General features: G+C 32.7%; 21 protein-coding genes. 17 read left to right on the forward strand and 4 right to left on the reverse strand.

Annotated elements, in window-relative coordinates; genetic code table 11:
• Positions 1–83: 83 nt before the first annotated feature.
• Complete coding sequence (locus ABXT06_RS20340; protein WP_354592379.1) at positions 84–1,946, reverse strand: ABC-F family ATP-binding cassette domain-containing protein; 1,863 nt, start codon at positions 1,944–1,946, stop codon at positions 84–86.
• 205 nt (positions 1,947–2,151) lie between these two features.
• On the opposite strand from ABXT06_RS20340, the gene ABXT06_RS20345 reads away from it, so the two are divergent.
• Together ABXT06_RS20345 and ABXT06_RS20350 are read left to right on the forward strand one after the other, a co-directional pair.
• Positions 2,152–2,583, forward strand: a complete 432-nt coding sequence (locus ABXT06_RS20345) for a DUF6326 family protein (protein WP_354592380.1) — start codon at positions 2,152–2,154, stop codon at positions 2,581–2,583.
• Positions 2,584–2,602: 19 nt separating this feature from the next.
• Positions 2,603–3,292, forward strand: a complete 690-nt coding sequence (locus tag ABXT06_RS20350; RefSeq protein WP_354592381.1) for a DUF4386 domain-containing protein — start codon at positions 2,603–2,605, stop codon at positions 3,290–3,292.
• Here the strand turns inward: ABXT06_RS20350 and ABXT06_RS20355 are convergent.
• Complete coding sequence (locus tag ABXT06_RS20355; RefSeq protein WP_354592382.1) at positions 3,276–4,247, reverse strand: T9SS C-terminal target domain-containing protein; 972 nt, start codon at positions 4,245–4,247, stop codon at positions 3,276–3,278. The genes ABXT06_RS20350 and ABXT06_RS20355 overlap by 17 nt on opposite strands.
• Before the next feature lie 150 nt (positions 4,248–4,397).
• On the opposite strand from ABXT06_RS20355, the gene ABXT06_RS20360 reads away from it, so the two are divergent.
• Positions 4,398–5,816, forward strand: coding sequence for an undecaprenyl-phosphate glucose phosphotransferase (locus ABXT06_RS20360; protein ID WP_354592383.1), 1,419 nt, complete (start codon positions 4,398–4,400; stop codon positions 5,814–5,816).
• A gap of 6 nt (positions 5,817–5,822) precedes the next feature.
• On the opposite strand, the gene ABXT06_RS20365 is transcribed toward ABXT06_RS20360, so the two are convergent.
• Positions 5,823–6,560 carry a tyrosine-protein phosphatase gene (locus ABXT06_RS20365; RefSeq protein ID WP_354592384.1) on the reverse strand — a complete coding sequence of 246 codons (738 nt, stop codon included), beginning with the start codon at positions 6,558–6,560 and terminating at the stop codon, positions 5,823–5,825.
• Positions 6,561–6,671: 111 nt separating this feature from the next.
• Between ABXT06_RS20365 and ABXT06_RS20370 the strand changes: the two genes are divergently transcribed.
• The 12 genes from ABXT06_RS20370 to ftsY all read left to right on the forward strand — a co-directional run bounded on the left by ABXT06_RS20370 (position 6,672) and on the right by ftsY (position 17,184).
• On the forward strand, positions 6,672–7,862 hold the full coding sequence (locus tag ABXT06_RS20370; RefSeq protein ID WP_354592385.1) for a DUF5009 domain-containing protein: 1,191 nt from the start codon (positions 6,672–6,674) through the stop codon (positions 7,860–7,862).
• 144 nt (positions 7,863–8,006) lie between these two features.
• A complete protein-coding gene (locus tag ABXT06_RS20375) occupies positions 8,007–9,188 on the forward strand; it encodes a BamA/TamA family outer membrane protein (RefSeq protein ID WP_354592386.1) in 1,182 nt (393 codons plus the stop codon).
• Between the two features lie 31 nt (positions 9,189–9,219).
• Positions 9,220–10,383: a glycosyltransferase family 2 protein gene (locus ABXT06_RS20380; protein ID WP_354592387.1), complete on the forward strand. Its 1,164-nt coding sequence runs from the start codon at positions 9,220–9,222 to the stop codon at positions 10,381–10,383.
• A gap of 84 nt (positions 10,384–10,467) precedes the next feature.
• Positions 10,468–11,826 carry a dihydrolipoamide acetyltransferase family protein gene (locus tag ABXT06_RS20385; protein WP_354592388.1) on the forward strand — a complete coding sequence of 453 codons (1,359 nt, stop codon included), beginning with the start codon at positions 10,468–10,470 and terminating at the stop codon, positions 11,824–11,826.
• A 219-nt stretch (positions 11,827–12,045) separates the two neighbouring features.
• Positions 12,046–12,816, forward strand: coding sequence for an exonuclease domain-containing protein (locus ABXT06_RS20390; protein WP_354592389.1), 771 nt, complete (start codon positions 12,046–12,048; stop codon positions 12,814–12,816).
• A gap of 95 nt (positions 12,817–12,911) precedes the next feature.
• Entirely contained in the window at positions 12,912–13,523 is a 612-nt protein-coding gene (locus tag ABXT06_RS20395) for a fumarylacetoacetate hydrolase family protein (protein ID WP_354592390.1), read from the forward strand.
• Positions 13,523–13,867, forward strand: a complete 345-nt coding sequence (locus tag ABXT06_RS20400) for an Hpt domain-containing protein (protein ID WP_008468078.1) — start codon at positions 13,523–13,525, stop codon at positions 13,865–13,867. The genes ABXT06_RS20395 and ABXT06_RS20400 overlap by 1 nt, the downstream gene beginning before the upstream one ends.
• A gap of 183 nt (positions 13,868–14,050) precedes the next feature.
• Positions 14,051–15,304 carry a competence/damage-inducible protein A gene (locus ABXT06_RS20405; RefSeq protein WP_354592391.1) on the forward strand — a complete coding sequence of 418 codons (1,254 nt, stop codon included), beginning with the start codon at positions 14,051–14,053 and terminating at the stop codon, positions 15,302–15,304.
• 71 nt (positions 15,305–15,375) lie between these two features.
• Positions 15,376–15,612: a 50S ribosomal protein L28 gene (rpmB, locus tag ABXT06_RS20410; RefSeq protein WP_008468080.1), complete on the forward strand. Its 237-nt coding sequence runs from the start codon at positions 15,376–15,378 to the stop codon at positions 15,610–15,612.
• A gap of 27 nt (positions 15,613–15,639) precedes the next feature.
• Positions 15,640–15,822, forward strand: a complete 183-nt coding sequence (rpmG, locus tag ABXT06_RS20415; RefSeq protein ID WP_011963553.1) for a 50S ribosomal protein L33 — start codon at positions 15,640–15,642, stop codon at positions 15,820–15,822.
• Positions 15,823–15,899: 77 nt separating this feature from the next.
• On the forward strand, positions 15,900–16,052 hold the full coding sequence (locus tag ABXT06_RS20420; protein WP_070261881.1) for a DUF4295 domain-containing protein: 153 nt from the start codon (positions 15,900–15,902) through the stop codon (positions 16,050–16,052).
• A 178-nt stretch (positions 16,053–16,230) separates the two neighbouring features.
• The gene (gene ftsY, locus ABXT06_RS20425; protein ID WP_354592392.1) at positions 16,231–17,184 is read left to right on the forward strand and encodes a signal recognition particle-docking protein FtsY; all 954 of its coding nucleotides are present in this window, start codon (positions 16,231–16,233) and stop codon (positions 17,182–17,184) included.
• Positions 17,185–17,654: 470 nt separating this feature from the next.
• Here ftsY and ABXT06_RS20430 read toward each other — a convergent pair whose 3' ends face one another.
• Entirely contained in the window at positions 17,655–18,041 is a 387-nt protein-coding gene (locus tag ABXT06_RS20430) for a hypothetical protein (RefSeq protein WP_354592393.1), read from the reverse strand.
• A 519-nt stretch (positions 18,042–18,560) separates the two neighbouring features.
• Here ABXT06_RS20430 and ABXT06_RS20435 point away from each other — a divergent pair.
• Both ABXT06_RS20435 and ABXT06_RS20440 read left to right on the forward strand, forming a co-directional pair.
• On the forward strand, positions 18,561–19,001 hold the full coding sequence (locus ABXT06_RS20435) for a lipocalin family protein (RefSeq protein ID WP_354592394.1): 441 nt from the start codon (positions 18,561–18,563) through the stop codon (positions 18,999–19,001).
• Positions 18,982–19,278 carry a DciA family protein gene (locus ABXT06_RS20440; protein ID WP_354592395.1) on the forward strand — a complete coding sequence of 99 codons (297 nt, stop codon included), beginning with the start codon at positions 18,982–18,984 and terminating at the stop codon, positions 19,276–19,278. The genes ABXT06_RS20435 and ABXT06_RS20440 overlap by 20 nt, the downstream gene beginning before the upstream one ends.
• The last annotated feature ends 90 nt before the right edge of the window (positions 19,279–19,368 follow it).

Genomic DNA, 19,368 nt, shown 5'->3' on the forward strand with positions numbered 1-19,368 from the left:
GCCGTAAATATATAAATTAGTTTTTTAGTTGCAGTGATGGTTTTTAGATATTAACATTCACAGCTCAAACCTAAAACAAAAAATTATCCTTCAAGTTTAGCAGAAAGTTCAAACCAGCGTTCTTCTTTTGCATCTATTTTGTTTATGATATTTTGAAGTTCATTTGCTTTTTTCTCAATATCAGCATCAGCAACTTTTCCGTCAGAGAATAATTGTTCGATTTTCGTCTTTTCGATTTCTAAATCTTTAATTTCTCTTTCAATTTTCTGATATTCTTTTTGCTCGTTGAAACTTAAATTTCCTGTTGGATTGTTTTGTTTCCAGTCTTTCTTTTCTGCTTTGTTTTCTTCTTTTTGCGCAACATCTGCACTGTCTTCATAAGCTCTAAAATCAGAATAGTTTCCTGGGAAATTCTCTATTTCGCCTTGGCCTCTAAAAACAAATAAGTGATCTACAATTTTATCCATAAAATAACGATCGTGAGAAACTACCAATAAGCATCCAGGATAATCTAAAAGGAAACTTTCAAGAACGTTAAGCGTTACAATATCCAAATCGTTTGTTGGCTCATCGAGAATCAAGAAGTTCGGATTCTGAATCAAAACGGTACATAAATACAAACGTTTTAATTCTCCACCGCTTAATTTCTCAACATAGTCGTATTGTTTTTTTGCATCAAAAAGAAAACGTTCCAATAGTTGTGAAGCGGAAATAATTTTTCCCTTAGTAAGAGGAATATATTCTCCGTATTCTTTAATAATATCAATAACACGTTGACCTGGTTTCGGGTTAATTCCAGATTGTGTATAATAGCCTATCTTTATGGTATCTCCTTTAACAACACGTCCACTATCAGGTGGAATTGTTCCTGTCAGCAGATTTAAGAAAGTTGATTTTCCAGTTCCGTTTTTGCCAATAATTCCGATTCTTTCTCCACGTTGAAAATCAAAACTAAAGTTATCCAGAATAACTCTGTCTTTGAATTTTTTAGAAAGCTTGTGAAGCTCAATAATCTTGCTTCCCATTCTTTCCATATTAATTTCAAGCTCTACTTTATTTTCTTTACGTCTACTTTGCGCTTTTTCTTTAATAATGTAAAAGTCATCCTGACGCGATTTAGATTTGGTTGTTCTCGCTTTTGGCTGGCGGCGCATCCATTCTAACTCTTTTACAAATAAGTTCTTAGCCTTGTCAATACTTGCGTTTTCAGAAGTAATTCTTTCTTCTTTTTTCTGCAGGTAATAAGAATAATTCCCTTTGTATTGGTATAGTTTTCCGTTGTCCAATTCAATGATTTCATTACAAACACGTTCCAAAAAGAAACGGTCGTGCGTTACCATAAACAACGTAATGTTTTCTTTAGCAAAATAACTTTCCAGCCATTCGATCATTTCTAAATCTAAGTGGTTGGTAGGCTCATCCAGAATTAATAAATCGGGGCGGTTAATTAGGATTATAGCCAGAGAAAGACGTTTTTTCTGCCCTCCAGAAAGATTTTTTACTTTAAGTTTAAAATCTTCTAGCTTTAGTTTAAAAAGAATTTGCTTGTATTGTGTCTCAAAATCCCAAGCATTATGCTGATCCATTGCATCGAAGGCTTTTTGGTAAGCTTCTTCGTCTGAAGGATTTTCTAAAGCTTTTTCATAAGCTTCAATCACTTTAAGTGTTTCATTGTCTGAAGCGAAAATACTTTCTTCAATCGTAAGTTCATCTTGCAGATTATTGTCTTGTGACAGAAAAGCCATTCTAATTCCTTTTCTCAAAACAACCTGCCCTGTATCTGGCTCTTCCAGTCCATTAATAATACTCATAATGGTTGTTTTTCCTGAGCCATTTTTAGCAATAAAAGCGATTTTTTGATCTTTATTGATTCCAAAAGAAATGTTGTCAAAAAGGACTCTTTCGCCAAATGACTTTGATATATTTTCTACAGATAAGTAATTCATGAAGATTTTTAACTGAAATATCAGTTTCTATTAATTAAAATTCTAATAATACTGCGCAAAGATAGGTTTTTGAATTAGAGAAAAAAAACGGGTGTTAAAACTGGTTTTCACGCTTTTATAAAATTGAGAAGAAAGTTGATTGTGAAAATGAATTGTAACATTTTAAAACTACATTCGTCATATTTGAAATTTAACTCCCTAAGCTATGATCGAGAAACAAACAAATACCAGTAGTTATGAAGATTTTAAGATTAATGCAAAAATCAAACTTGCTGCATTGTGGACCTCAGTAATGTTTTGCTACGTCTATGGAGATTATTTCTCACTTTATGTTCCGAAGAAAGTTGAGGATTTTATAAGTGGAGAAACGCTTCTAGATTCTCCAATAAAATTATTTCTTGCTGCGATTTTAATGGCAATTCCAGCGCTAATGATTTTTGCATCGGTTGTTTTAAAACCAAAATTTAACCGTCTTCTCAATATGATTTTTGGAGTTATTTATACCTTAATAATGGTTTTAATCGCCTTTACGACAATTGCACCATGGTGGAGTTTTTACGTTTTTTTTGCATTAATAGAAAGTGTTCTGACATCAATAATATTTTGGACTGCATTGAAATGGCCAAAACAGTTTTAAAATTTTAAAAGATAAAAGTATGAATCAAGAATCAAATCTATCGTTTAGAAATACTGGGAGAATTGCCGGTTTATTGTATTTAGTAGTTGTGTTAACAGGTATTTTTAGTTTAGGATATGTTCCATCCAAATTAATCATTTGGGACAATGTTTCTGTAACTTTTAATAATATTGTTCATTCCGAATTTCTTTTCAGGCTTGGAATTGTTAGCGGATTAATTTGCTACACTTTCTTTCTATTTCTACCTTTTGTTTTTTATAAATTATTAAAACCAGTTCATAAAACTTATGCGATTTATATGGTCGTTTTGGCGGTTGCTAGTGTGCCGATTTCTTTTGCAAACATGCAAAATAAATTTGCTGTGCTGTCTATAATTGATTCTCATAAACAAGACGCAGAACAGGTCATGTTTTATTTAAATCAATATGATTACGGAAATCTAATTGTTCAGATATTTTGGGGGCTTTGGCTGTTTCCGCTTGGTTATTTAATCTTCAAATCTGGAATAATCCCCAAATTTTTCGGAATATTATTGATGCTTGGTTGTCTAGGCTATTTGATAAATTTCTTTGCAAATACTTTGTTTCCTAATTATTCTGCACTCGGAATATCATCTTATGTCCGACTTCCTGCAAGCCTTGGAGAAATAGGAACTTGTTTATGGCTTTTAATAATGGGAGCAAAAAATAAAGCTATTTCTGCGGATTGATATATTGATTTAAAATTGAGCTCAAATCTAAGTAATGAATTTGTTGCGGATTGTTTAAAACAGGTTTGCGAACCAAAGATTCATTCGTAATAAAATAATGAAGACCATCTTTTGTTGCAATTCCTTCTACTTGATGAAAAGGAAGTTTTAAATCGATTCGTCTTTTGTTTCCAGACAAAAAATCCTGATTTTTAAAATCGTAAAGCAAGTACAAAAATGGTCTTCCGACTTTGGTATAGCCGCACAAAGTAATGAGCTTTTTATCTTCCAAATAAGTGGCGCCAGTAACCAAACCTTTGGTGTTGAGTATTGCTTTAAGTTTGGCAGTTTGTGTTCCTGTTTGCTTCGACAAAACATAAATGTTGGTCTTAGATGATTTCCATTGTTTGGTAAATAGATAAATACTGTCCCTAGAAACAATAAAAGCTTCGCAATCAAAATCGGTTTTGTTGGGTTTTGAAATAGAAAAATCAGTTTGATCGGAATAGGTGAACGTGATGGTTTCAATATTTGGATTGGCTTGCAAAAAAGATTTTTTCTCAATTTTAAGAATTTTCAAATCCGATCGGTTTCCGGAATAATTATTTCCAAAATCACCAATATAAATATGAGTATCGTCTTGCGAGATTTCTTCCCAGTCGTGATTTACCGTCTGTTCCAAAACAATTTTATTTTTAATTTTTCCTAAAGAATCTAGACCATAAATCGTTTTGTCGTGATCGTCGTTATGCGTCCAAAGAAAATTTTCAAACGCAATTAAACCAGAAGTTTCTTTTAATGAATCGCTCAAGCGAATAGAATATTCGGGTTTTAGTTTCAGTTTTTTATAGTCACAACTTCCATCATTTTGTTCAGATGTAGAATTGTAATTTTCTGCTTGCGGATCTGTACAGCCAGAAGTTTGGGAATAAACCGAAGAGGTAATGGTTAGGAAGAAAAATAGAATTTTTAGCATGGGTACAGGGTTAGGTCTGCATAAGATAAAAGTAAAGTTTTAAATAATAGAAAGAAATAAGTATTAAAAAAATATAATTTAAGTGTTATTTTGCATCGCTTTAAGTATAAAAGTTTTTTTTTATTCTTTTGGATAAAACGAGGCCTCACGATGAAAATTTTACAAAAATTATCACATTACCGAATTTCACGTTATTACAAACTTTTGTTTGTGGTAGTTGATATTGTATTATTAAATCTTGCGACGATTCTTTCTGCACTGGCTAGGTTCGGCAATTTAGACAAACTATTGTCTAAAGACGAAAGAACCATTTCGCTTTTAGCGATCTTAATATGGGTTGCTTTACTGCTCCAAAAAGATTCCAATAGAAGCGTGAGGGTAGAGCCAATAGAATCGATCTTGTGGAGAACAATCAAAAAGATTTCTATTCATGCGGCGTTAGTGTCAATATTTGTCGTTTACTTAAAATACGTTGATATTTCAAGACTTCGCTTGGTTTATTTTTATCTGATATTTTTTGGATTGCTGATGATTTCGCGCTATTTGTCAATGAAGCTTTTAAAATATGTTCGCGCAAAAGGATATAATTTTAAAACTTTTATAATAGTAGGAGCCAATAAATCGGGTGAAAAAATTCGAAAAGTGCTTGCAAAGGATTTAACCTTCGGATATCGTTTTTTAGGTTTTTTTGATGAAACAAATAACAATCAAGATGTTGATTCAGATTTGATTATTGGAAAATTCCATGACATTGAAAAGTTTGCTATTGACAAAAAAATTGACGAAATATATGTGGCGCTGCATATTGACAATATCGAAATCATTAATGAATTGACTAGAATTTGTGAACAAAATATGATTCGTATCAAATTCATTCCCGATTTTCAGCTTTATACAAAAGCAAGCAAAGTAGAAGTAGCTTTTTACGAAAATACGCCAGTTTTAATGTTTCGTCCAGAACCTTTAGAATCTGCATCCAACAGGCTTTTAAAAAAGGCTTTTGATATTTGTTTTTCGAGTCTAGTCATTTTACTCGTGTTTCCATGGCTGTTCCCGATTATTATGCTCATTATAAAATTGGAATCGCCTGGGCCTGTTTTTTTTAAGCAGGAAAGATCGGGAAGAGACAATAGATCATTTATGTGCATAAAGTTTAGGAGTATGTACGTAAATGGTATGGCCCATAATAAACAAGCAGAGAAAGGCGACAGCCGAATTACCAAATTTGGAGCTTTTATTCGTAAAACAAGTATAGACGAACTGCCACAATTTTTTAATGTTTTTCTTGGGGATATGTCTGTTGTAGGGCCTAGACCTCATATGGTTAATCTCGCAAAAGAATATAGCGATCTTATCAATAATTATTTGGTGCGACAATATGCTAAACCAGGAATTACAGGCTGGGCGCAGGTAAATGGTTTTAGGGGAGAAACAAAAGTCTTAAGCGATATGGAAAACAGAGTGGAATATGATATTTGGTATATCGAAAACTGGAGTTTTCTGCTTGACATTAAAATTATTGTAAAGACTATTATCAATATTTTTAAAGGTGAAGAAAACGCTTATTAAGGTTTCTCAGAATTTAAAAAACTGATTATTGGTAATAACTTCTTTTAAAGGAGCAAGGTTTTTAATTTTTATTTTGTTTTCAAAAGCCTCGATGTGTTTTTTATGATGAACATCGGTTCCGCAAAAATCATACATTCCTTTTGCTAAAAGGTCATTGGCAATTTTAGCGATTTGAGAGCCATAATATTCTACAGTAGAAAGCAGATTCAGCTGAAAAAGACAGCCCGCATTTTTCAATTTTTCATATTCGGAAAATCTATTGTGATAAAAAACATATCGTTCTGGATGTGCCAAAACTGGAATATAACCCGCAACTTGTATCTCAAAAATCGTTTTGTAAATGTTTAACGGAGCATTTAAATAAGACATTTCCACCAAAACATAATTGTCTTTTAAAGTCAGCAATTTTTCTTCTTTGAAATGATTTTCGAACCAGCTGTCAATAAAATATTCTGCGGCAGCTTGAACAGGCATTTTAATTTTATTTTCTTCTAATTCCTTTTGAGTTTCTTGAAGTTTAGACTGAATAATTTCAGGAGAATTATTCCAAATATAATGGTTAATATGCGGCGTTGTTACCATTTGAGAAACTCCAAGCTTTTGTAAAGCCGGCACCAATTCAATTGATTTTGTCATGTTTTTTGCTCCATCATCAATTCCAGGTAAAATATGAGAATGAATATCTACAAAACTGCCGTCAAGCAGTTCCTTTAATGCGGGTTTTGATTTGAGGAATGATAACATGTAACAAAAATGTATAAATCAGTTTTATAACGCGCAAAATTAATCTAGAATTTGTAATAAGACATTTTAGAATTATACTATATTTGATTTTTAGTAAAAAAGTAAAAAATTATGAAAATAAAAGAGAATTTGTTTAATCAGCGTATTATTTCTATTGATGCGTTACGTGGAATTACCATTTTTGTAATGATTTTTGTAAACGAACTTGCAAGTATTAAAAATGTACCGCAATGGATGAAACATATGCCCGCTGATGCAGATGCAATGACTTTTGTTGACTTGGTTTTTCCAGCTTTTTTATTTATTGTCGGAATGTCTATTCCGTTTGCTTTTAATGCGCGACTTATAAAAGGAGACAGTCCGAAAACAATCTGGACACATACTTTAAAAAGAGCGATTGCACTTATCGTAATTGGTGTTTTTATGGTAAATGCAGAATATGGCTATGATGCAGCCAAAATGATTATTACGCCTGCGTTTTGGGGACTTTTAGCGTACACAATGCCAATTCCGATTTGGAATAAATACCCAAAAGATTTTTCTGTTTGGTTAAAAAATGTGCTTCAATATGGTGGGATTTTAGTTCTCATTGCGCTTTATTTTATATATGTTCAAGATACTGGAGATCGCGGAATGACGCCAAAATGGTGGGGAATTCTTGGGCTAATAGGTTGGGCGTATCTTTTTACAGTAATTTATTATTGGCTGGTTTCTGGGAATTTATGGGCAATGATTGCTTTTTTAGTTTTTGCCGTCGCGATGAATTCTCTGAACTTAATCGAAAACTCTTTTGTTCAAAGCACTTCTTGGTTAAGTTTTATTGCTGGGCATCTTACGCATGTTTCTCTGACTTCGGCGGGAATAATAATCTCGTTATTGTTTTTTGATCGAAAAATCAGTTCCAAAATCAATTGGGCAGTAATCGGCTTTATTGTTTTATTTACGATTACAGCAATCTTGCTTCGTCCGTATTTTGGAATTTCAAAAATAAAAGGAACGCCATCTTGGACAATGTTTTCAGCGGCAATTTGTACAGTTCTTTTCTATTTTCTGTATTGGCTTATGGAGGTTAAAAAGCAAACCAAATGGAGTGAGTTTTTTATGCCTGCTGCCGCAAATCCGTTATTGATTTATATTTTGCCAGGCGTTATTTTTTATTTCAATAAAGCGCTTAATCTTCATATTCTGCCAGAATATTTTACAGAAGGAGTTCCAGGAATTATCTGGTCTTTGATCTTTTCTACGATTATGCTTTTTGTAATGAAAATTTTGAACCGATATAAGATTCAACTGCATCTTTAAGATTTAGTTTTCAGTTTGTAAACTGAGACTGAAAACTGCGACTGAAAACTAAAAACCGTGACTAAAAAACTTTCAAGCATAAAATTAACCGTTATTCTTAATAAAATTTTAAATTTGTAAGAATGGGTTTTTAAAATATTGTGCGTGAATAGTTTAAAAATTAAATACCTTTTAGTTTTATTTTTGGTTGGATCGTTTTGTCACGCTCAAAATGATAGCACGGCTGTGGAGAAAAGAGATATCTTAGATGTTATTCATAAAATTTTTGACAAAAAAGATACTATTCGGCCAGAAAGAAAAAGAAAACTAGCTTTTTCATTATTGCCGGTTCCTGTTGGCAATAATTCTGGAGAAGGTTTGGTCGTCTCTTTTCTGACTACTTTTAATTTAGGTGACTCAGAGAAAACCAAAATGTCACAAATTACCTTTTCGCCTTATTTTAGTTTCAGCAAACAATTTGTGTTTCCAATTCAGTCTTATATTTATACAAAAGACAATAAATGGAATCTTATCGGAGATTATCGCTATATGATTTATCCTCAAGATACTTATGGGTTAGGAGAGGATAATTCTAAAGAAGAAATGTCAACGCTAGATTATCAGCAATGGCGTTTTTATCAGTTTATTACGAGGCAGGTTGTAGGAAACTATCGTTTAGGGGTTGGTTTTCTTTTTGATAATTATAAAAATATTTCTGAAGAATCTTATATAGAAGGAGAAACGGATTATTACAAATATATGAATGGCGATTATTCAGACGAGACTTCGTTTGGATTTGCAATTCAGGGTTTGTACGATTCGAGAGAAAATATTATCAATCCAGAGCAAGGTTTGTATGTCGAAGCCGATTTGCGGCTCAATACCAGCGGAGTGGAAGGAGATAAGTGGCAGTCTATATATTTTGATGCCAGAAAATATCATTCTTTTAGTAAAACCAAACATAGAGTTTGGGCTTCTAGAGCATTTTTTTGGTCTACTTTTGGAGGGAAACCCCATTATTTGGATTTGCCAAGTATTGGTTGGGATCGCGAAGGAAAAACGGGTCGCGGTTTTACTAAAAATAGATACAGAAGCAACGCTTTAATTTATTTTGAAACCGAATATAGAACCGATATTAGTCGCAACGGATTTTTTGGTGCTGTTTTTTTTACTAATGTTTCTTCAGTTTCCAAACTTGATACTTACGAATTTAAAAAATGGGATCCTGCAGTCGGAACTGGAATTCGCATTAAATGGAACAAACGTAATGGCAGTAATCTAGCTCTAGATTACGGAATCAGTAAAAACGATTGGTCACTGCGTTTGGGGTTATCAGAAAATTTCTAACTTCGGCCAAAATCTACAGACTCAATATTTCATGCAATTATCGGTTGTTATTTTAAATTACAATGTGCGTTACTTTCTCGAACTATGCATTTTAAGTGTTCAGGAAGCAATCGCGTCAATCGATGCAGAAATTATTGTAGTCGATAATAATTCATCAGACGAAAGTGTTTTGATGATGAAAGAGAAATTTCCCGATGTAAAACTGATTGAAAACAAAGAAAATTTTGGTTTCCCAAAAGGTAATAATATTGGTGTTCGTCAAGCGAAAGGAAAGTATATTTGTATTTTAAATCCCGATACGGTTGTTGCAGAAGATACATTTGAAAAGATTCTGGCTTTCGCCGAAAGGCAAAACAATCTCGGAATTATTGGCTGTAAGCTGATTGATGGAACTGGAGCATTTCTTCCAGAAAGCAAACGCGGTATTCCGACACCTTGGGTAGCTTTTACAAAGATTTTCGGATTGTATAAAATCTTTCCCAAAACAAAATTTTTCAACCAATATTACGCTCAGCATTTAGATGAAAATGAAACCGGAAAAGTAGCTATTCTGGTTGGAGCTTTTATGTTTTTAGAAAAAGAAGTTTATGAAGCGTTAAATGGTTTTGATGAAAATTGCTTCATGTATGCCGACGATATCGATTTGTCGTATCGCGCTCTACAAATGCAGAAAGCAAATTATTACTTTCATGAAACCACAGTTTTGCATTATAAAGGAGAAAGTACCATAAAAGACGAAAAGTATATGATGCGCTTTCAGGAAGCTATGAATTTCTTTTATCAGAAACATTTTAAGAAATCGCAGTTCTTTAGTATCTTTATTCAAATCGGTGCTTTTTTGTTTTCAATAGCTAAAATGTTTCAAGGAAAATCAAAAGAAAACACATTACCAGAAAGTTATTTTTTATACTCCGAAAATGAGAATTTCGCTAAAAAACTGGCTTCGATTTTGGAAAATAAAGTTGCTTTTTTAAATTTCAAAGGAGAAAAATTGGTAAATTCGTGCCTGATTTTAAAGGGTAAAAAGGCAGAGATCATTTTGGATAATCACTATATTTCATTCAAAAAATGTATCGAAATCATAGAAACTCTTAAAGATAAGCGGGTTACTTTTAAAATTTTTCCCAAAAATACGGGTTTTATTATTGGGAGTAATTCAAGGAATGACAGAGGGCAAATCGTGAAAATTGAGTAAAAAATTATATTAAATGAAATTTATATTTAAAATTTTCATTAATTTCGCAATCTGAAAATCAAAAACATCTTTTAGATTAACAATATGGCAAGATTTGAATTAAAGCTTCCTAAAATGGGAGAAAGTGTCGCTGAAGCAACCATTACAAACTGGTTGAAAGAGGTTGGAGACAAAATTGAGGCTGATGAAGCCGTACTCGAAATTGCAACAGATAAAGTTGACAGCGAAGTGCCTAGTGAAGTGTCAGGGATTTTAGTTGAGCAATTGTTTGGTAAAGATGATTTAGTGCAGGTAGGGCAAACTATTGCCATTATTGAAACTGAAGGAGGAGAAACAGCAGCTCCAGAAGCTGTAAATACAGTTCAAGAAACAGCCGCTCCTGCAGAAGTTGCCGAAATCGAAAAAACAATCGAATCGGTTAAAGAAACGGTAACGTCTCAAGATTTTTCAGGATCAGATAAATTCTTTTCTCCTTTAGTAAAAAATATTGCAAAAGAAGAGGGTGTTTCTTTAAATGAACTTGAAAGTATTGCAGGTTCAGGAAAAGATGGACGCGTTACGAAAGAAGATATTCTGAAATATGTAGAAGATCGCAAATCAGGTTCTGTTCAAGCGCCTCAAGCGGTAGAAGCGGCTCCGAAAGTAGTTGTAGAAACTCCAAAGGTTGAAGCTCCAAAAGCAGTTGAGCCAATTGTTCAAAAAAGCCAGCAAGCAGTTCCTGTTTCTGTAAATGGTGCTGACGAAATTGTGGAAATGGACAGAATGCGTAAACTGATTTCAGGTTACATGGTAGCTTCGGTTCAAACTTCGGCTCACGTACAATCTTTTATTGAAGTAGATGTTACAAATATTGTAAAATGGAGAGATAAAGTAAAAACAGCTTTCGAAAAAAGAGAAGGCGAGAAATTGACTTTTACTCCAATTATGATGGAAGCAGTTGCAAAAGCTTTAAAAGATTTTCCTGGAATGAACATTTCTGTTGACGGAGATTATATCATTAAAAAGAAAAATATCAATTTAGGAATGGCGGCAGCGTTGCCAAACGGAAATTTAATTGTTCCTGTAATTAAAAATGCAGATCAGTTGAATTTGGTTGGAATGGCAAAAGCGGTTAACGATTTAGGAAACCGTGCAAAAGCTGGAAAACTAAAACCAGACGATACGCAAGGCGGAACTTATACGGTAACAAACGTTGGTACTTTTGGAAGTGTTTTTGGAACGCCAATTATCAATCAGCCACAAGTGGGAATTCTAGCGCTTGGTGCAATTCGTAAAGTACCTGCGGTTATTGAAACTCCAGAAGGTGATTTTATCGGAATCCGTCAGAAAATGTTCTTATCGCACTCTTACGATCATAGAGTTGTAGATGGTGCATTAGGAGGAAGTTTTGTGAAAAGAGTGGCAGAATATTTAGAAGCTTTTGATGTAGATAGAGATTTCTAAAATTCAATTTAAAAATAAATTCAAGTCCGATAGGTTTAAAACCTGTCGGATTTTTTCTTTTGTAAGAAAAGAATTAAGCAGTAATACGTAGACTTATTAAGTGCTTATTTTTCAAAAGTTAAAATTGCATAATTGAAAGCAATTTTTGGCAAAAAAAATCAGAATAAGGGAAGATATTCCGCTTTAAAAATTACATTTGTAAACTTATAAAAATTAGAAATGGAATTAAAACTTAACAAACCAATTTGCTTTTTTGATCTCGAAACAACGGGAATTGATATCGGTAAAGATAGAATCGTAGAAATTTCAATATTCAAAGTTTTTCCAAACGGAAACAAAGAAAGTAAAACCTGGCTGGTTAATCCAACAATTCCAATTCCTCCACAAACAACTGCAGTTCATGGTATCACTGATGAAAAAGTGGCCAACGAACCTACTTTTGCAGAACTTGCGCCACATATTCACAATATGATTAAAGATAGTGATTTGGGCGGATTTAATTCAGATCGTTTCGATATTCCGCTTTTGGCAGAAGAATTGCTTCGCGCAGGAGTCGATTTTGATATGAAAAACAAAGTTTCTGTAGATGTTCAGACTATTTTTCATAAAATGGAGGAGCGCACTTTAAGTGCTGCTTTAAAGTTTTATTGCGGAAAAAGTTTAGATAATGCGCATTCGGCAGAGGCAGATACAATGGCGACTTACGAAATCTTGAAAGCGCAGTTAGACCGTTATCCGGAATTGGAAAACGACATGAAATCTTTATCAGAATTTACAACTCGTAAGAAAATTGCCGATTTTGCTGGAATGATAGCTTTTGATCAAGATGACGAAGAAATTTTTACTTTTGGAAAACACAAAGGAGCAAAAGTGGAAAAAGTTTTAGAATCAGAACCTGGATATTTCAGTTGGATTCAAAATGCCGATTTTCCGTTGTACACTAAAAAAGTTTTGACAGCAATTAAATTAAGAAAATTAAATACCAAATAAGTTTCTAAGATGCTAAGGTTCTGAGATTCTAAGTTTTTTAGATTCTTAGTATCTTAGCATCTTAGCATCTCAGTATCTTAGCAACTTAAAAAAGAATGAAAATCATTTGTGTCGGCAGGAATTATGCCAATCATATAGAAGAATTAAAAAACGAGCGTCCGAGTGAGCCTGTTGTTTTTATGAAGCCTGATTCTGCTGTTTTACTGAAACAGCATCCGTTTGTTATTCCTGAATTTTCAGAAGATGTTCATCATGAAATTGAAATAATCGTAAAGATTAATAAAGTCGGAAAATATATTGAGCCTAAATTTGCTTATAAATACTACGATGAAATTAGTGTTGGAATCGATTTTACAGCACGAGATTTGCAAAGTAAATTGAAAGAAAAAGGACTTCCGTGGGAAAAAGCCAAGGCATTTGACGGTTCGGCAGTTATTGGAGATTTTTTACAAAAAACTGATTTTGTTTCTATGGAAAATCTTAATTTTGAATTAAGAAGCAATTCAGAAACAGTTCAAAAAGGAAACTCGAGTATGATGCTTTGGAAGATTGATGAATTAATCTCTCATGTATCTCAGTTTTTTACCTTAAAAATTGGAGATATTATTTTTACAGGAACACCGGCAGGTGTGGCGGCTGTAAAACCAAATGATGTTTTAGAAGGCTTTTTAGAAGATAAAAAATTATTCAGAATACAAGTAAAATAATGGCTTTAAAGTACAACCTTTCGAAAGTATATGCGCTTTCAGATAACGATCCTGAATTTGTAAATCAGATTTTAACTTTATTTGTTACAGAAGTTCCAGAAGATTTAAAACAAATCAAAGAAGGAATTAAAAAGAAGGATCATAAATATGCCTATTCATACGCTCATAAAATAAAGCCAACATTAGATTTGATGGGATTAAATGTGGCTTTTGAAGAAATCTTGCAAGTAGAAGCATGGACAAAAGCTGAGGGCAAGAAAAAAGATATTATCGAAACTTTTAAGAGTATTAAAGTACAAGTAAAAGAAGCGATTAAAGAAATAAAGAAAGATTTTGATCTTTAATATAAAATTTGTCTTATTCCTGATTTCTTTAAATTAAGGAATAAGTCAAAATCATTTTTTAAATTTTGTAAGCGGCTTATAGTCTGTAAAAGCTGTCAATACCTTCCTCCAAGACAAAATCTAAATTTTCTACTTATAAATCATAGTCTTGCTTTATGTGAGACACAAAAATATTTCACTGATATGAAAGCAGCAATTATTACTATTGGAGATGAAATCTTAATTGGTCAAATCGTAGATACAAATTCGGCTTTTATTGCTAAATCACTCGATAGAATTGGGGTTGAAGTAGCAGAAATGCTATCGATAAGCGATGATAAAAAACATATTTTAGACACTTTTGCGCAATTGCAAAACAGAGTAGATGTTGTTATTGTGACAGGTGGACTAGGTCCAACAAAAGATGACGTTACCAAGAAAACATTCTGTGAGTATTTTAATGACGAGTTGGTTGTAGATCAAAAAGTTTTAGCTCACGTTACAGAACTGATAGAAGGTTTTTATAAAAGGCCAATTTCTCAAATGAACAAAGATCAGGCTCTGGTTCCGTCAACTTGTACGGTGTTGCATAATAAAGTGGGGACGGCGCCAGGAATGTGGATGAAAAAAGAAAATACGGTTTTTATTTCGCTTCCAGGAGTTCCTTACGAAATGAAATATTTGGTTGAAGAAGAAGTAATTCCAAAAATCGTTCGCGAATACAAACGCCCTTATATTATTCATAAAACCATTCTAACTTATGGACAAGGCGAAAGTTTAGTTGCAGAACGTATTGAGCAATGGGAAAACAATCTTCCTGAATTTATAAAATTGGCTTATCTGCCAAATCCAGGACGAGTTCGTCTCCGTCTGACAGCTCGCGGAACGAATAAGGAAGAATTAGAAGAGGCTATAGAAAGTAATGTGCAATCATTGGACGCCATAATTCACGATATAATTGTGGGCTACGACGAAAATGAAACTATCGAAACCGTAATTGGCAAATTGCTTTCTAAACAAAATAAAACAATCTCAACTGCAGAAAGTTGTACAGGAGGAAGAATTGCTTCGTTGCTGTCGTCTGTTCCGGGTTCGTCAAGCTATTTTAAAGGAAGCGTTGTTTCTTATGCAACAGAGGTCAAAGTTAATGTTTTGGGAGTTGCACAAGATTTGATAGATCAGTTTTCAGTAGTTAGTGCTGAGGTCGCATCAGTTATGGCTTTGAATGTTAGAGGATTGCTGAAAACCGACTATGCGCTAGCAACCACGGGTAACGCAGGGCCTTCAAAAGGCGATTCTGATGCCGAAATTGGTACTGTTTTTATCGCTTTGGCGACACCAGATGGAGTAATTGTAGAAGAATTTAACTTCGGACAACCGCGTGAAAAAGTGATAGATAGGGCATCTGTTAAGAGTTTGGAAATATTACAGAAAGAAATTTTAAAATTTGTGCAATAATTTTTTGCTACAATGGTTTATTTTTCTTTTCTTTGCACCCTGATTTTGAATAACGATAAAAGATAAGTATAATGTCAAGAGTTTGTGACCTTACAGGTAAAAGAGCGATGGTAGGAAATAACGTTTCTCACGCTATGAACAAAACTAAGAGAAAGTTTTCTGTAAACTTAGTTAAAAAGCGTTTTTATCTTCCAGAAGAAGATAGATGGATTACTCTTAGAGTAGCAGCATCTACGATAAAAACAATTAATAAAAATGGAATCACTGCAGTTTTGAAAAAAGCGCAGTCAGAAGGATTTATCAAATAATCTTTTCCTAAATAAATATATAGCAAGATGGCAAAGAAAGGTAATAGAATCCAGGTAATTTTAGAATGTACTGAGCACAAAGCTTCTGGTGTTGCAGGAACTTCTAGATATATTACAACTAAGAACAAAAAAAATACTCCAGACAGATTAGAGATTAAAAAATTTAATCCAGTTTTGAAAAGAGTAACTGTTCACAAAGAAATTAAGTAATAATTAGAGATTTTTATAAATCTCAAATGGTTTAGCCATTTCGAGTTTTATGAAAAACTTCAAATAACATTTGAATCATGGCAAAGAAAACCGTAGCATCGTTACAAACAGCTTCTAAGAGATTGTCAAAAGCCATCAAAATGGTAAAATCTCCTAAAACTGGTGCATATACATTCGTAGAATCTATTATGGCTCCTGAAGAAGTTGATGAATTCTTGAAAAAGAAATAATTGCAATTACAATATATAGAAAAGCTACTTTCATTCGGAAGTAGCTTTTTTATTACCTATATTTGTCTAAAAATTTAAAGAATCGTAAGAATTGGCTCTTTTTAGAAAAACAATTACGCTTTCTTTAAAGATTTGGGTTTCTTGTCAAGAAATCTAATAATCTAATAAACTACAAAAAATGAGTTTTTTTAAAAAATTATTCTCTACCGAAAAAAAAGAGACTTTAGACAAAGGTCTTGAAAAAACAAAAACTACTTTTTTCTCGAAGTTAAGCAAGGCAGTTGCAGGAAAATCTAAAGTTGACGATGATGTTTTGGATGATCTTGAAGAAGTTCTGGTAGGTTCTGATGTTGGGGTAAATACAACATTAAAAATCATTGAAAGAATTGAAAAACGTGTTGCTGAAGATAAATATTTAGGAACTGACGAATTAAATCAAATTCTTCGTGATGAAATTGGGGCTTTGCTGTCTGAAACGAATACTGGTGAAGCAACTGAATTTGAAGTTCCGAAAGATAAAAAGCCATATGTTTTGATGGTTGTTGGGGTAAATGGAGTTGGAAAAACAACTACGATTGGTAAATTGGCTTATCAATTTAAAAAAGCGGGTCATAATGTGGTTTTAGGTGCTGCAGATACCTTTCGTGCTGCTGCGATTGATCAATTGCAAGTTTGGGCAGATCGTGTAAATGTGCCAATTGTAAGACAGCAAATGGGAAGTGATCCTGCTTCTGTAGCTTTTGATACATTGCAATCTGCGGTTGCTCAAAATGCCGATGTTGTTATTATTGATACAGCTGGTCGTCTTCATAATAAAATCAATTTGATGAATGAGCTTACAAAAGTAAAACGCGTAATGCAGAAAGTGGTAGCAGATGCACCTCATGATGTACTTTTAGTTTTAGACGGATCAACAGGACAGAATGCTTTTGAACAAGCGAAACAATTTACAGCAGCAACAGAAGTTACTTCGTTAGCGGTAACTAAATTGGACGGAACTGCAAAAGGTGGAGTTGTAATTGGTATTTCAGATCAATTTCAAATTCCAGTTAAATACATTGGTGTCGGCGAAGGAATTGAAGATTTGCAAGTCTTTAATAAATATGAATTCGTTGATAGTTTCTTTAAATAATTTGTAATGAAAAACATATCAGCTTTAACATTCTACTTTGCCAGTGTACTATCTTTTGTTTTGGCAAATGTTTTAAAGGATAAGAATCTCTCAGTATATTATAGTCTTCTGGTTTTAGGAATTGTTTTATTCTTTTTGGGAGTTCTTAAAAGAATAAAAACTAACCGCTAGTTTTCTTATATATTGTCCTAAAATATTTGAGTTTTTAAATAAAAATCTAATGACTTTTGTTTAAAAACTCTTTCTTTATTATGAGGGAGCATTAATTTTCTCCGATAAGGTTTTGTCAAAATCAAATAAAGCTGTATTTATATTATCTGCAGTATCTCTCATTTTTATAATAGATATTTTTTTGTTTAGAATAGCACATGTTTTCTTCTTTCTTGTAAGACCATAAAGATATCACTTGGTCCGGTTGGAATTAAATTTCAACGAAAAAATTAGATACTTTAGCTTAAACTCTAATGAATTTATTGTTGAATGGTTTTGTTGAAAGAAAAATCGTCTTCAACTAATTCCCATATTGTGCCATCTTGATAAACAATATAATATGCTCTTGTTTTAATAATTTCATTTGCATCTGTTGAAAAATCTTCCCAATATTGAGTTTTAGTTTCGTTAGATTTTATTAATTCAGTAGAATTTTCTCTGAATCTCCCTTCGCCGTAAAAGTGTCTTCCGTGTGCGGGTTCATTAAAGGAGTTTAGGCAAAACCATTCAAATTTTATTGCTTTTATGTTTTTCTTGCCCAAATTCTTATAAGTTATTTCTATGTCTTTGTGATTTGAATAATGATTTTTCACCAACTTAGCTTTTATTATTTTTATGCAAGAGTTCAGTGGGAGATTTTCTTTCAAATATTTTTTTTTTGCATTGTGGTGCTATCTTTAAGACTAATATTGTTTTTCACTTCTTTAAAAGCTATTTTATTTTCTTTTTTTGGATAATTGCAATTAAAAAAGAATATGCCAATAAGTATAATTGCTATTTTTTTCATTGTATCTAACTGTGAATCAAAACGTTTTGAGTTTTGTTTTTTAATTTTTGTAAAGACATTTTTTCTGTAAGATAAAAATGATTCAAAATTCAATATAAATAAATATGATTTATGTCTTTGTAAGTTATTATTGTAATAAAATAGGGTTGATTTTATATGAAAAAATAATAGGACAGAAAGTATTTCTTTTGATGATTATAAGGCTATCTTTGTTGTCCAAGGAAAATTTCTTTTGAAAACGGGAGCCCTAGCCCTGATGGGAGCGGCATCCTTTTGTTTTTTTCTTTAAAAAACAAAAGATACAGCGGACAGCAGGATTCAGCTCCTAAATCTTCGACTTCATTTAAAGGAAAAAAGAATAATTTTTAATATTTTTATTATGAAAAACATTTTTGCGATTTTGTTTTTTGCACTTTTGGTTGCAGGCTGTAAACAAGAAATAAAGCCAGCAGATATTGTTAAATTGAATGGCTATTGGGAAATTGAAAAAGTGGTTTTTGAGAAAGGTGAAGAGAAGGAGTATAAAATGAACGAAACTTTTGATTTTTTTCAAATTAAGAATAACAAAGGGCTTCGAACGAAGGTGATGCCACAGTTTGATGGAACTTTCTTGACAACAGATACTTTTGAGAATGTTTCAGTTCGTTTTGCAGACGAGCAGGTTTTCCTAGATTATAAAACGAAGTACACAAAATGGAGCGAAGAGATTATTTCGCTTTCGGATGACAAATTAGTGGTTAAAAATCCACAAAAAATAGAATATCATTATAAAAAAGCTGGACCAGTAAATCTTTTGAACGATGGCGAAAAGACTAAATAACGAATCTACTATTGGAGCTGTTTTACAGCAAATTATTCAGGTGAATAAATTACAGCCTGGAATGGATCAAATTGACGTTCGTGAGGCTTGGAGACAGCTTATGGGAAATGGTGTAAATACGTATACCAGAAATGTGATTTTAAAAGGAAGTACGCTTTATGTAGAGTTAGGTTCTTCGGTTCTACGCGAGGAATTAACACATGGAAAATATAAAATCGTTAAGATGATTAATGAAGAGCTAGGGCGAGAGGTTGTGAAGGATGTTGTGCTTCGCTGAGATTTTAGATTTTAGATTTTAGATTTTAGATTTTAGATTTTAGATTTTAGATTTTAGATTTTAGATTTTAGATTTTAGATTTTAGATTTT

This window comes from Flavobacterium sp. UW10123 (assembly GCF_040538975.1).
GTDB lineage: Bacteria > Bacteroidota > Bacteroidia > Flavobacteriales > Flavobacteriaceae > Flavobacterium.

Bases quoted from the DNA above. Each gene is read 5' to 3' on its own strand.
- ABXT06_RS20370 (WP_354592385.1), top strand. From the start codon at position 6,672: ATGAAAATAAAAGAGAATTTGTTTAATCAGCGTATTATTTCTATTGAT.
- rpmG (WP_011963553.1), top strand. From the start codon at position 15,640: ATGGCAAAGAAAGGTAATAGAATCCAGGTAATTTTAGAATGTACTGAG.
- ABXT06_RS20385 (WP_354592388.1), top strand. From the start codon at position 10,468: ATGGCAAGATTTGAATTAAAGCTTCCTAAAATGGGAGAAAGTGTCGCT.
- ABXT06_RS20440 (WP_354592395.1), top strand. From the start codon at position 18,982: ATGGCGAAAAGACTAAATAACGAATCTACTATTGGAGCTGTTTTACAG.
- ABXT06_RS20405 (WP_354592391.1), top strand. From the start codon at position 14,051: ATGAAAGCAGCAATTATTACTATTGGAGATGAAATCTTAATTGGTCAA.
- ABXT06_RS20350 (WP_354592381.1), top strand. From the start codon at position 2,603: ATGAATCAAGAATCAAATCTATCGTTTAGAAATACTGGGAGAATTGCC.
- ABXT06_RS20390 (WP_354592389.1), top strand. From the start codon at position 12,046: ATGGAATTAAAACTTAACAAACCAATTTGCTTTTTTGATCTCGAAACA.
- ftsY (WP_354592392.1), top strand. From the start codon at position 16,231: ATGAGTTTTTTTAAAAAATTATTCTCTACCGAAAAAAAAGAGACTTTA.
- rpmB (WP_008468080.1), top strand. From the start codon at position 15,376: ATGTCAAGAGTTTGTGACCTTACAGGTAAAAGAGCGATGGTAGGAAAT.
- ABXT06_RS20340 (WP_354592379.1), bottom strand. From the start codon at position 1,946: ATGAATTACTTATCTGTAGAAAATATATCAAAGTCATTTGGCGAAAGA.
- ABXT06_RS20395 (WP_354592390.1), top strand. From the start codon at position 12,912: ATGAAAATCATTTGTGTCGGCAGGAATTATGCCAATCATATAGAAGAA.
- ABXT06_RS20400 (WP_008468078.1), top strand. From the start codon at position 13,523: ATGGCTTTAAAGTACAACCTTTCGAAAGTATATGCGCTTTCAGATAAC.
- ABXT06_RS20360 (WP_354592383.1), top strand. From the start codon at position 4,398: ATGAAAATTTTACAAAAATTATCACATTACCGAATTTCACGTTATTAC.
- ABXT06_RS20345 (WP_354592380.1), top strand. From the start codon at position 2,152: ATGATCGAGAAACAAACAAATACCAGTAGTTATGAAGATTTTAAGATT.
- ABXT06_RS20435 (WP_354592394.1), top strand. From the start codon at position 18,561: ATGAAAAACATTTTTGCGATTTTGTTTTTTGCACTTTTGGTTGCAGGC.
- ABXT06_RS20365 (WP_354592384.1), bottom strand. From the start codon at position 6,560: ATGTTATCATTCCTCAAATCAAAACCCGCATTAAAGGAACTGCTTGAC.
- ABXT06_RS20380 (WP_354592387.1), top strand. From the start codon at position 9,220: ATGCAATTATCGGTTGTTATTTTAAATTACAATGTGCGTTACTTTCTC.
- ABXT06_RS20355 (WP_354592382.1), bottom strand. From the start codon at position 4,247: ATGCTAAAAATTCTATTTTTCTTCCTAACCATTACCTCTTCGGTTTAT.
- ABXT06_RS20420 (WP_070261881.1), top strand. From the start codon at position 15,900: ATGGCAAAGAAAACCGTAGCATCGTTACAAACAGCTTCTAAGAGATTG.